The sequence below is a fragment of the Mycobacterium sp. 1245852.3 genome, assembly GCF_001669335.1.
Lineage (GTDB): Bacteria > Actinomycetota > Actinomycetes > Mycobacteriales > Mycobacteriaceae > Mycobacterium > Mycobacterium europaeum_A.
Genome location: NZ_LZLL01000337.1, coordinates 1 through 10986, shown reverse-complemented (window position 1 = coordinate 10986; position 10986 = coordinate 1). Strand labels below are relative to the sequence as shown.

Here is a 10986-nt window from a genome sequence, read left to right as displayed (position 1 = left end):
TTGCGCACGGCGAGCAGGGTATTGGGCCAGGCGCTCGCGCTCGGCGGCGCGGTGGACGAGGAATGGGCCAGCCGGGCCGTCGCGGTGTTCGGCCATCGTCCCTACATCGGGGTCTCGGTCAACATGGTCGCCGCCGCTCAGCTGCCCGGCTGGGATCAGGAGGCGCTCGCCCGCGACGCCCTGGTCGGCCAGCCCCACATCGGGGATCCGCTGCCGTTCGGTGAGCCGGCCCTGGTAGGCGGCGCCCTGGGCTCGCTGGCCAAGGCCGTCGCGGCGGGTCGATCGGTGGCGCTGCTGCGCCACCTGCGGTCCGACACCCGCGCCTACGGCGCCGCCGCGGCCGCGGAACACCTCGACACCGGCCAACTGGCGCTGCTACCGGAGGCCGCACTGGAAGTTCGGCTGCGGCTGCTGCGCGATCGCATCCATCAAGGGTGGATCCTCAACGCGCTGTGGCTGATCGACGCCGGAGTCAGCGCCGCGACACCGGTGCGCGGCCAGGCGGGGCGCAGTGTGTCCGGGGTGGGCATGATCGCCGACAGCCAGCTCGTCGACGCCGAGATCGCCGAGTTGGCGGCGGCGCTGCGAGCCGACCCGCCGTTGCGCGCGCTGGCCGCCGACGGCAACCTCGCCAGCATCCGCGCGCTGTCACCCAAGACGGCTGCCGCCGTCGACGACGCCGTCGCGCGAATCGGGCACCGCGGGCCGGGGGAGGCCGAGTTGGCCGCCACGACATTCGCCGACGATCCCACCATGTTGCTGATCGCCGCGGCCACCTGCGAACAGCCGCCGACGCCGCAGCAACGGCCGGCGCGCGCCGCCCGTGGTTCTCGGGAGCTGGCCTACGACACCACGATGCGGTTCACCCACGAACTCCGTATGACGTTGCGCGCCTTGGGTTCGCTGCGGGTCGAGGCGGACCTCATCGACGATGTCGAGGACATGTACTACCTGACCTGCAACGAACTGGTCACCCTGCCCGGTGATGCGCGGTTGCGGATCAAACGCCGCCGCACCGAACGCGAACGGCTGCAGGCGCAATGCCCACCCGAGGTCATCGACGGGGCCTGGACCCCGGTGCCGCGCGGCGCTGACGGCTCGGACCCCGAGCGCACCGCGGGCTAGTCGCTCGGGTGCGTCAACCCAAAAGCTCGCGCAGTGCCAGCGCGTTGCGGACCGCGTGGCCGCCCAGGTCGTTGTTGAAGTACATCCACACGTCGCGTCCCTCGCCGTCCCAGCCTGCGATTCGCTCGGCCCAGCGCCGTAGGTCGTCATCGGAGTAGGAGCCGGCATAGTTGGCTTCCGGATCCGGGCCGTGCATCCGGATGTACACCAAATCCGTCGTGGCACGCGGGATGCACTCCAGCCCGAGGCCACTCATCACCACATAGGCGGCGCGGCGGCGTTCCAGCAACTCGAACACCGCGGGGTCATTCCACGAGGGGTGGCGCAATTCGACGGCGACGCGGATCGATTCGGGCATCAGTGCCAGGAACGTATCCAGGCGCGCGTCGTCGCGCTGTTGCTCGGGGTGCAACTGCGCGAGCAGCACCCCGTGCCGATCTCCCAGCAGGCGCCAACAACGTTCGAATCGTTCGATCCACGGTTCGGGTGAGGCCAGCCGGCGGTAGTGGGTCAATCCGCGATGCGCCTTGACGGACATGGTGAAACCCTCCGGCAGCTGGCGGCGCCAGCCCGTGAAGGTCGAATCCTGCGGCCACCGGTAGAAACTGGCGTTCAGCTCGACGGTGTCGAACACCTCGACGTAGCGGGCGAGGCGGCGCCCCGACGGCGTTCCCGTCGGATACAACACATTCGCCCAGTGGTTGTAGGACCACCCTGAGGTACCGATGCGTATGGTCACGGGCCGCTCAGCCGGTCACCCGCTGACGCACATCGTCGTCCAGCGACGCCCTGACCAGCGCGGCGGCCAGCCTCGCATTGGCGTGCGGCGCAAGGGATCCCAGCTTCGCCGGCGCGGCGGGCAGACCCAATTGCTTGGCGGTGCCGGTGGCCCGGTCATCGAAATACGGGCGCACCCAGGTCCACACGTCTTGAACTTCGCGCAGGTAGATGTCGGCGCCGGTGTCGCCGATTCCCTTGAACTGCTTGAGCATCCGTTTGGCCGCTGCGGCATCATGCCGGCTGCGATCGGCCAGACGGCGCAGATCGCCGGAGTAGTCGTCGCGAACCCGGTCGGCCATATCCGCCAGCCGGGTCGCCGAGCTCTCGTCGTAGCGCACGTAGTGGGCACGCCCGAACGCCTCGATCATGGTGTGCCGGTCGGCCGCCTGCACGGCTTTTGGTGTGCGCAGGCCGGCTTTGAACAGCTCACGCGCGGCGGCCGTGGCGATGCCGGCGTCGATCGGCTTGCTGGCAAGCATGCACAGGACCAGCAGCTGAAACAGCGGCATCGGCTTGTCGCTCAGCTTGATACGCGCCTGCGCCGCATAGGTCGTGCCGGCAACGTCAAGAAGTCGTCGCACCCGCTTGTCCATACGCACCCGCGTACCCGCGCCCCGCGCGAGCAAACCGCACGCTACTTGGGCGGCAGGGTGCGCGCGTAGCCGACCCCACGGTTCACCCACCCCTGCAGCTGCCGCTTGGTCCGCACCCCGGCGGCCTCGACACGCAGCCAGCCGCGCACCTCTCGGCCGCCCATCACCATGGGGTGGACGTGCGCACGCCGCAGCAGCGATTCGAACTCGGCGGAGGACGCGCGTACCAGCAGTCCGCCCTGCCCGCTCACGGCGACCGACATGTTGCCGTCGACCAGGAACGCCAGGCCGCCGAACATGCGCTTCTCCTCGACGCCGGACTCCGATCCCAACAGTTCGCGGATCCGGTTGGCCAGGTCTTCGTCGTAGGCCATGAACCCTTCAGTCCAGATCGACGCGGATGGTGAGCAGGTCGCTGCCCATCAGGCGCACCATCGCGCTGTTCATCCGCGGCAGCTCGCCCAGCCGCCGCACGGCATCGTCGTCGGGCAGCAGGTGCGCGGTCCCGCTGCGCCACCGCCCGCCAACCCGCACGCGCACAGCCGGATTCGCTTTGATGTTGCGAACATAGTCGGAGTGCTCGCCGTGTTCGGCGACCATCCAGAACCGGTTGTCCACGACGCGGCCACCCACCGCGGTCCGGCGCGGTTGCCCGCTCTTGCGCCCGGTGGTTTCCAGCATGGTCGTCGGCAGCTGCCGGCCCACCGGGTTGACGAGCAGCCGCTGAACCCGATGGACCACTTGCCGTTTCAATGTCGCGAAGTCGCTCATGCCGTGGATTCTGCCGCAAACGAGAACAGCCGCCACATGCGCGGCGGCTGTCTCGTTATGCGGTTTTACGTGGCGTAGGCCACGAATTGGCCGCCGGGCAGGAACACGCCCCACTGGTTGAAGTCCGGGTTGAATACCACCGGGTAGTCGCCCGGTTGGCCCGGCGGAGTCCAGCGAGCCGGGTACCCGTAACCGATCGGGTCGTTGAAGTGCCCCGGCGGCGGGAATCCGCGCTGCCCCGGCGGAAGCGGGGTGCCCGGGCCGTTGCAGTTGGCGCCGGGGCCGCCGACGCAACCCGGCACCGGCGGATTCGGCCCATGCGGGTCGGCCTGCGCCAACCCGGCACCGATTCCCAGCGCACCGGACGTCAAAGCACCCGCGATCGCGGCGCTAGCAGCAATTCTGTTCAACCTCATGATGAACTCCTTATCCGGCCGGTCGACCGCCCACAGCGGCGTCACGGCAGTGATCTGTTGTTCGTCCACCCGCGCCGTTTGACGTCGGGTTAGAGGTCATTCCCCCCTCGGCTGGTCTTCCCTCTGCGCTGACAGATACCCGGCCCCGGGGGAAGCCAAAACTTCTTGCCTTGCCCGGGGCCATGGCGTCGTCACTAGCTCGACACGGGGTCAACACCGCCTAGACAGCGTCATGCGGCCACGGTGGCGGCCTGCGCCGCCGGCTCCAGGGCCTGCGCAACGAGCTCGGCGACATCGGTCATGGGCCGCACGTCCAGCACCTCGAGCACCTCGGCGGGCACGTCGTCCAGATCGGGCTCGTTGCGCGCCGGAATGAAAACCGTTGACAGCCCGGCACGTTGGGCCGCCAGCAGCTTCTGCTTCACCCCGCCGATGGGCAGCACCCGACCGTTCAGCGTGACCTCACCGGTCATGCCGACGTCGGAACGGACCTGACGCCCGGTCGCCATCGAGACCAGGGCGGTCACCATGGTGACACCGGCCGACGGGCCGTCCTTGGGCACCGCACCCGCGGGGACGTGGACGTGGATGCGCCGGTTCAGCGCCGCGGGCTCGACACCGAGCGCGTCGGCGTGGGAGCGCACGTAGGACAGCGCGATCTGCGCCGACTCCTTCATCACGTCGCCCAGCTGGCCGGTCAACTGCAAACCCGGTTCCCCGTCGGTGGCGCCGGCCTCGATGTAGAGCACGTCACCACCCAGGCCGGTCACGGCCAGGCCGGTGGCCACCCCGGGCACCGCCGTGCGTTCGGCCGATTCCGGCGTGAATCGCGGGCGGCCAAGGTAGCCAACCAGATCCGGCTCGTCGATGGTCAACGGCTCCGGGTTGGCGGCCAGCTTGGTGGTGGCCTTGCGCAGCGCCTTGGCCAACAGCCGCTCGAACTGGCGCACGCCGGGCTCGCGGGTGTAATCCGCCGCGATCTTGCGCAACGCCGCGTCGGTCACCGCGACCTCGTCCTCGGTCAGCGCCGCGCGCTGGCGCTGCCGGGGCAGCAGGTAGTCACGCGCGATGGCGACCTTGTCGTCCTCGGTGTAGCCGTCGATCGCAACCAGCTCCATGCGGTCCAGCAGGGCGGACGGAATGTTCTCGATCACGTTGGCGGTGGCCAGGAACACCACGTCGGACAGGTCCAGGTCCAAATCCAGGTAGTGGTCGCGGAAGGTGTGGTTCTGCGCGGGGTCGAGCACCTCGAGCAGCGCCGCGCTCGGGTCACCGCGAAAGTCGGCACCGACCTTGTCGATTTCGTCCAGCAACACAACGGGATTCATCGATCCCGCCTCACCGATCGCACGCACGATCCGGCCCGGCAACGCTCCCACATAGGTGCGCCGGTGCCCGCGGATCTCGGCCTCGTCGCGCACGCCGCCCAGGGCGACGCGGACGAACTTGCGGCCCAAAGCCCTGGCCACGCTCTCGCCCAGCGACGTCTTGCCGACCCCGGGGGGACCGGCCAGCACCATCACCGCACCGGAGCCGCGCCCGCCGACGACCTGGAGCCCACGCTGGGCGCGGCGCGCCCGCACGGCCAGATACTCGACGATGCGGTCCTTGACGTCGTCCAGCCCGTGGTGGTCGGCGTCCAGGATTTCCCGGGCCGCCTCCAGGTCCGTGGAGTCCTCGGTCCGGACGTTCCACGGCAGGTCCAACACAGTGTCCAGCCAGGTGCGGATCCAGCCGCTTTCCGGGCTCTGGTCGCTGGACCGTTCCAGCTTGCCGACCTCGCGCAGCGCGGCCTCGCGCACCTGCTCGGGCAGCTCGGCGGCCTCGACGCGGGCACGGTAGTCATCCGAGCCGTCCGGTTCACCCTCGCCCAGTTCCTTGCGGATGGCGGCCAGCTGTTGGCGCAGCAGGAACTCCTTCTGCGTCTTCTCCATGCCCTCGCGCACGTCCTCGGCAATCTTGTCGTTGACCTCGACCTCGGCCAAATGCGAGCTGGTCCAGTCGATCAGCACGCGCAGCCGCTCGGTGACGTCGACGGTCTCGAGCAGTTGCCGTTTCTGCGCGTTGGTCAGGTACGAGGCGTAACCGGAGGTATCGGCCAGCGCCGACGGGTCGGTCAGCCTGTTGACGTAATCGATGATCTCCCACGCTTCGCGGCGTTGCAGCATGGCCAGCAGCAGCTTCTTGTACTCCGCCGTGAGCGCCTTGATCTCGTCGGTCGTCTCGCCGTCGGGGACCTCGGTCACCTCGACCCACAGCGCCGCACCGGGCCCGGACGCGCCCGCCCCGATCTGCGCCCTGCGCTCACCGCGCACCACCGCGGCGGTGCCACCGCCGGCGATGCGCCCGACCTGCAGGATTTTCGCGATCACGCCGTGCGAGGGGTAACGGTCGTCCAGTCGGGGGGCGATCAGCAGCTGTCCCGATTCGCTCGCCGCAGCGGCATCGATCGCCGCGCGGGCGGCGTCGTCCAGCGCGATCGGCACCACCATTCCGGGCAACACGATGGTGTCAGTGACAAACAGCACCGGCACCGACTTGGCTTCAGCCATCAAATCCTCCAAAAGTTGAGTCTGATGCGCTTAACCCAGCCGGGCGCCGGTTTGTTCCCGGGGACCCCGGCCGTTGCGGGTGTGCGGCCGGCGTCACACCGGCGGCAACGGGCCCAGCCGTCGCAGTTGCGTGACGTGCTGGGGGGAGAGCTCCTCGAGGCAGGTGACGCCGAGCAGCGCCATGGTCCGCACAATCCCGCTGCGGAGGATGTCGATCGCGCGGCTCACCCCCGCCTCACCGCCGGCCATCAGGCCGTACAGGTAGGCGCGCCCGACCAGCGTGCAGCGGGCCCCCAGCGCGATCGCGGCGACGATGTCGGCGCCGGCCATGATGCCGGTGTCCACCAGGATCTCGGTGTGTTGCCCAAGCTCCCGCGCGACGGTGGGCAGCAGGTGAAAGGGCACGGGGGCCCGGTCCAGTTGGCGCCCACCATGATTCGACAAGACGATGCCGTCGACGCCGCGGTCGACGACGGCGCGCGCGTCCTCGAGTGTCTGAATCCCTTTCACGACGAGCTTGCCGGGCCATTGCGCCTTGATCCACTCCAGATCGTCGAAGGTGAGGCTGGGATCGAACATCGTGCTCAGATACTCGGCGACGGTGCCGGGCCAGCGATCGAGCGAGGCAAACGCCAGCGGCTCGGTGGTCAGCAGATCGAACCACCATTTCGGGTGCGGCACGGCATCGAGCACGGTGCGCAGCGTCAGTGTCGGCGGAATCGTCATGCCGTTGCGGTTATCCCGTAGCCGGGCACCGGAGACCGGGACGTCGACGGTGGCCAGCAGCGTGTCGAAGCCCGCGTCGGCGGCGCGCCGCACCAGGGCCATGGAGCGCTCGCGATCGCGCCACATGTAGAGCTGGAACCACTTTCGGCCCCGCGGGACGGCGGTGACGAGATCCTCGATCGCGCAGGTACCCAAGGTGGACAGCGAAAACGGGATCCCCGCGTCGGCCGCCGCTTGTGCTCCGGCGATCTCGCCCTCGGTGTGCATCAAGCGGGTGAATCCGGTGGGGGCGATCCCGAACGGCAACACGACCGGCTGCCCCAGCACATTCCAGCCGGTGGTGACCTGGGAGACGTCACGCAGAATCGTCGGGTGAAACTCGATGTCGCGGAACGCTTGTCGTGCGCGTTGGATGGACAGTTCGTCGTCGGCGGCCCCGTCGGTGTAGTCGAACGCCGCCCTCGGGGTGCGGCGCTTGGCGATGGCTCGCAGGTCCTCGATGGTGTACGCGGCGTCGAGGCGGCGCCTGGTCGCGTTGAGCCGGGGCCGCTTGAACTGCATCAGCGGCGCGAGGTCGCGCACCTTGGGCACTCGTCGTCGGACTGCCATGTGTGCAACCGTAGTCAAATGGACTCGGCTGGCGACCCCTTTGATCTCAAACGTTTTGTGGACGCGCAGCGCCCGGTGTACGACGATGTCGTCGCCGAACTGCGCGCCGGCCGAAAACGCAGTCACTGGATGTGGTTCGTCTTCCCGCAGCTGCGCGGCCTGGGCGGCAGCGCCATGGCGGCCCGGTTCGGCATCGCCTCGCTCGACGAAGCCGGCGCATACCTGCGCCACGAGCTGCTGGGGCCGCGGTTGCACGAGTGCGCCCGGCTGGTCAGCGCGGTGCAGGGGCGCTCGATCGGCCAGATCTTCGGTTCGCCGGACGACCTCAAGTTGTGCTCGTCGATGACGCTGTTCGCCCGCGCGGCCGAGGACAACGCCGACTTCGTCGCGGTGCTGGACAAGTATTACGACGGCCGCCAGGACCGGCTGACCTTGGAGCGGCTGGCGAAGCCCTAGGCGACGCCGTGAAAAGCCGGGCCTAGACCGGGCGCAGGATCCGCCAGCCGCGGGGCTCGACGGCAACGGTGTCGACGACCTCCTGCGGCGGGGCGGCCGATCCGCCCATCACCTCGGCGCGAGCGGTGCCCAGCTTCGGCAGCGACACCCGCAGCGGCTTGTCGTCGATGTTGAGCGCCACCAGCAGGGCATCGTCGCCGTGGCGCGTCTCGTACACGTAGCGCCGGTTTTCCAGCAGCCGAGCGGTGGTGGTCGCCGCATGTAACCACGGGTAGCGGCGTCGCAGCCCGACCAGGTATTGGTGCAGCCGCCAGGTTTCGACGCCGAAGTCGTCGAGTTGCAGTGGGGGAGAGCCGAACTCGGGGCGAACCGCGTCGTCACCGCCGAAGCGTTCCTCCTTGACGCCCCGGAATCCCAGTTCGTCGCCGGCGTAGACGCTGGGCACCCCGCCGACCGTCAGCAACAGCACCAGCGCGTGGGCGACGTGTTCGGGATTTTCCAGCCGGCTGGCGATGCGGGTGACGTCGTGGTTGCCGATGAAGGTCAGCGGCGCGAAGCAGGTCAGAAACTCGTTGTGGCGCTGCAGCGCCCAGTCCAGCTCGAAGAAATTGCCGTCGTTGAGGCCGCTCCAGATCGCCTTCCAAAGCTCGTATTGCGTGGCCGAGTCGAAGGTGGCGGCCTCCACGACCGCGGCGTAGTCGCCGTGGATGAGTTCCCCGACGAACCAGGCGTCCGGGTAGCGCTTCCGCACCCGCGGCAGCGTCGATGCCCAGAAGTGTTGCGGCACGGCATAAGCCGCGTCGAGTCGCCAGCCGTCGGCGCCGCGACCCAGCCAGTGCGCCATGACGTCGACGGCGTAGTCGGCCACCTCGGGGTTGTCGTGGTTGAGGGTGATCAGTCCCTCGTGGCCTTCGAAGGTGTGAAATCGGCCGGGCCGTCCGCGAAACCAGCGTGCGGCCGCGTCGTCGTCGGCGGCCTCGCGGTAGCGCGCGAAATCCTGGCCGACGTGATTGAACACCCCGTCGAGCAGTACCCGCAGTCCGCGGCGATGAGCCTCGGCGATCAGGTGGTCGAAGTCGTCGTCATCGCCCAGCCGGGGGTCGATGCGGTAGTGGTCGGTGGTGTCGTAACCGTGTGTGCGCGAGGCGAAGACGGGTCCCAGCGCAAGGCCGGAAGCCCCGAGTTCGATGGCGTGGTCCAGCCAGTCGACGAGCCGCCGCAACCGGAGGAGCACCGGTTGCGGCGGCTCGCCTGCCTGCGGTGCGGGAAACGCTCCCACGAACCCCAGGGGATAGACCTGCCACCAGATCGCGTGCTGGACCCAGGCGGGTCCGGTCACGGTTCTGGTCACGACGGCGCGATCAGCCGACGGTGGCCAGCGTCTGGGAGGCGATGATCGCTTGCGCCACGCCGGAAATGATCGCCGCGGCCTTCAACGCCTCCTGGATGGTTTCCCGGCTGACGCCGGCCTCGCGCAGCGTGTGCTCATGAGCGGCCACGCAGTCCGGGCATCCGTTGATCGACGACACCGCAAAAGACCACAGCTCGAAGTTCGCCTTCTCCACGCCGGGGTTGGCGATGATGTTCATCCGCAACCCCGCGCGCAGATCGTCGTACTTGCCGTCCAGGAAGCCCCGGCCACGGTAGAACACGTTGTTCATGCCCATGATCGATGCGGCTCCCAGCGCCGCGTTGTAGGCCTCGGCGGACAGGATGTCGGCCGCCTCGGCCCCGATCTCGGCGAGCACCTGGGTGTTGCGCGTCGCCGCGGCGCTGGCCAGCAGGGTGCCCCACAGCTGCTCCTCGTTGAGCTCGGTCGTGCGAGTGATCGAGCCCAGGTTGAGCTTGAGGTCCTTGGCGTACTCCGGCAGCGCTTCTTTGAGGTTTTCTACGCTCATCTCGCCTCCTTCTCCGAACCTTATGCGATCCAGGCCGGGATCAGGCCGACTGCTTGAGCAGCTCGGTGGCGTCCAGCGTCGGGTCACCCTTGCGCCAGTTGCAGGCGCACAGCTCGTCGGACTGCAGTGCGTCCAGGACGCGCAGCACCTCTTCGACGTTACGGCCCACCGAACCCGCGGTCACCGAGACGAACTGGATCTCGTTGTTCGGGTCGACGATGAAGGTCGCCCGGTCGGCCACGCCGTCGGCGTTGAGCACACCGGTGGCCAGGCTCAGCTCCCGCTTGATGTCCGAGAGCATGGGGAACGGCAGCTTCTTCAGGTCCTCGTGCTGGGCCCGCCAGTTGAAGTGCACGAACTCGCTGTCGATCGAGACACCCAGCACCTGCGCGTCGCGGTCGGCGAATTCGTCGTTGAGCTTGCCGAACGCGGCAATCTCGGTCGGGCATACGAAGGTGAAGTCCTTCGGCCAGAAGAACACCACGCGCCACTTGCCGGCGTGGTCCTCGTTGGTGATGGTGGTGAAGTAGTCCCCAGGCTGCTTGGCGTCGACCTTGGACAGATCGCCCGCGATCAACGCAGTGAGCTCGTAGGCGGGGAACTGGTCGCCGATGGTCAGCAGAGGCATATCGCTCCTTATCTGGAATTACTCAAGATTAGATGTCCTCCACCATGTTGCCGCGTAGCCTTATTGAAGTAAAGGTGATATTTCCCACTAGACTCATAGGCATGACCGATAAGACTTATCAGCCCACTATCGCCGGCCTGCGCGCGTTCGTGGCGATCGCCGAGAAGCGGCAATTCAGCAGTGCCGCAACGGATCTCGGCGTCAGCCAGTCGACGTTGTCGCAGGCGCTGGCGGCGCTGGAGGCGGGCCTGGGCACCCAGCTGGTCGAGCGGTCGACGCGGCGTGTCTTCTTGACAACGCAGGGCACGGAACTGCTCCCGCGCGCCCAGGCGGTCGTCGAGGCCGCCGACGCGTTCAGCGCCGCCGCGGCCGGGTCCACCGACCCGCTGCAGACCGGCGTGCGGCTGGGGCTGATACCGACGGTGGCGCCCT

12 protein-coding genes and 1 pseudogene are annotated in these 10986 nt (G+C 68.5%); 3 read left to right on the top strand and 10 right to left on the bottom strand.

Annotated features, from left to right (window positions below):
* A pseudogene (locus A9W96_RS15255) lies at positions 1–1125 on the top strand (hypothetical protein); the annotation flags it as partial.
* A gap of 13 nt (positions 1126–1138) precedes the next feature.
* On the opposite strand, the gene A9W96_RS15250 reads toward A9W96_RS15255, so the two are convergent.
* From A9W96_RS15250 to A9W96_RS15220, 7 genes are all read right to left on the bottom strand, one after another.
* Positions 1139–1864 (bottom strand): DUF72 domain-containing protein, encoded by a 726-nt coding sequence (locus A9W96_RS15250; protein WP_067024527.1) that lies wholly within the window; start codon positions 1862–1864, stop codon positions 1139–1141.
* A 7-nt stretch (positions 1865–1871) separates the two neighbouring features.
* Positions 1872–2498: an endonuclease gene (locus tag A9W96_RS15245; protein WP_066878179.1), complete on the bottom strand. Its 627-nt coding sequence runs from the start codon at positions 2496–2498 to the stop codon at positions 1872–1874.
* 41 nt (positions 2499–2539) lie between these two features.
* Positions 2540–2872, bottom strand: coding sequence for a TfoX/Sxy family protein (locus A9W96_RS15240; RefSeq protein ID WP_066870783.1), 333 nt, complete (start codon positions 2870–2872; stop codon positions 2540–2542).
* 7 nt (positions 2873–2879) lie between these two features.
* Entirely contained in the window at positions 2880–3269 is a 390-nt protein-coding gene (locus A9W96_RS15235) for a nitroreductase family deazaflavin-dependent oxidoreductase (RefSeq protein ID WP_066870781.1), read from the bottom strand.
* A gap of 65 nt (positions 3270–3334) precedes the next feature.
* Complete coding sequence (locus A9W96_RS15230) at positions 3335–3685, bottom strand: hypothetical protein (RefSeq protein ID WP_066870779.1); 351 nt, start codon at positions 3683–3685, stop codon at positions 3335–3337.
* Positions 3686–3915: 230 nt separating this feature from the next.
* Complete coding sequence (lon, locus tag A9W96_RS15225; RefSeq protein WP_067140898.1) at positions 3916–6237, bottom strand: endopeptidase La; 2322 nt, start codon at positions 6235–6237, stop codon at positions 3916–3918.
* A 93-nt stretch (positions 6238–6330) separates the two neighbouring features.
* Complete coding sequence (locus A9W96_RS15220) at positions 6331–7572, bottom strand: alpha-hydroxy acid oxidase (RefSeq protein ID WP_067140892.1); 1242 nt, start codon at positions 7570–7572, stop codon at positions 6331–6333.
* An 18-nt stretch (positions 7573–7590) separates the two neighbouring features.
* On the opposite strand from A9W96_RS15220, the gene A9W96_RS15215 reads away from it, so the two are divergent.
* Positions 7591–8028 (top strand): DUF1810 domain-containing protein, encoded by a 438-nt coding sequence (locus tag A9W96_RS15215; protein ID WP_067140889.1) that lies wholly within the window; start codon positions 7591–7593, stop codon positions 8026–8028.
* A gap of 22 nt (positions 8029–8050) precedes the next feature.
* Here A9W96_RS15215 and A9W96_RS15210 read toward each other — a convergent pair whose 3' ends face one another.
* Genes A9W96_RS15210 through A9W96_RS15200 form a run of 3 tightly spaced genes read right to left on the bottom strand, consistent with a single transcriptional unit; the run spans position 8051 to position 10554 of the window.
* Complete coding sequence (locus tag A9W96_RS15210) at positions 8051–9379, bottom strand: alpha-amylase family protein (protein WP_082972278.1); 1329 nt, start codon at positions 9377–9379, stop codon at positions 8051–8053.
* Between the two features lie 10 nt (positions 9380–9389).
* Entirely contained in the window at positions 9390–9926 is a 537-nt protein-coding gene (locus A9W96_RS15205; RefSeq protein ID WP_066870770.1) for an alkyl hydroperoxide reductase, read from the bottom strand.
* 40 nt (positions 9927–9966) lie between these two features.
* Positions 9967–10554: a peroxiredoxin gene (locus tag A9W96_RS15200; RefSeq protein WP_067140886.1), complete on the bottom strand. Its 588-nt coding sequence runs from the start codon at positions 10552–10554 to the stop codon at positions 9967–9969.
* A gap of 101 nt (positions 10555–10655) precedes the next feature.
* On the opposite strand from A9W96_RS15200, the gene A9W96_RS15195 reads away from it, so the two are divergent.
* The coding region (locus tag A9W96_RS15195; protein WP_156765258.1) for a LysR family transcriptional regulator at positions 10656–10986 on the top strand (331 nt) is incomplete at its 3' end.

What these genes read in the sequence shown, in the direction of transcription:
- A9W96_RS15245 (WP_066878179.1), bottom strand. Translation starts at nt 2,498, where the DNA reads ATGGACAAGCGGGTGCGACGACTTCTTGACGTTGCCGGCACGACCTAT.
- A9W96_RS15240 (WP_066870783.1), bottom strand. Translation starts at nt 2,872, where the DNA reads ATGGCCTACGACGAAGACCTGGCCAACCGGATCCGCGAACTGTTGGGA.
- A9W96_RS15235 (WP_066870781.1), bottom strand. Translation starts at nt 3,269, where the DNA reads ATGAGCGACTTCGCGACATTGAAACGGCAAGTGGTCCATCGGGTTCAG.
- A9W96_RS15230 (WP_066870779.1), bottom strand. Translation starts at nt 3,685, where the DNA reads ATGAGGTTGAACAGAATTGCTGCTAGCGCCGCGATCGCGGGTGCTTTG.
- lon (WP_067140898.1), bottom strand. Translation starts at nt 6,237, where the DNA reads ATGGCTGAAGCCAAGTCGGTGCCGGTGCTGTTTGTCACTGACACCATC.
- A9W96_RS15220 (WP_067140892.1), bottom strand. Translation starts at nt 7,572, where the DNA reads ATGGCAGTCCGACGACGAGTGCCCAAGGTGCGCGACCTCGCGCCGCTG.
- A9W96_RS15215 (WP_067140889.1), top strand. Translation starts at nt 7,591, where the DNA reads ATGGACTCGGCTGGCGACCCCTTTGATCTCAAACGTTTTGTGGACGCG.
- A9W96_RS15205 (WP_066870770.1), bottom strand. Translation starts at nt 9,926, where the DNA reads ATGAGCGTAGAAAACCTCAAAGAAGCGCTGCCGGAGTACGCCAAGGAC.
- A9W96_RS15200 (WP_067140886.1), bottom strand. Translation starts at nt 10,554, where the DNA reads ATGCCTCTGCTGACCATCGGCGACCAGTTCCCCGCCTACGAGCTCACT.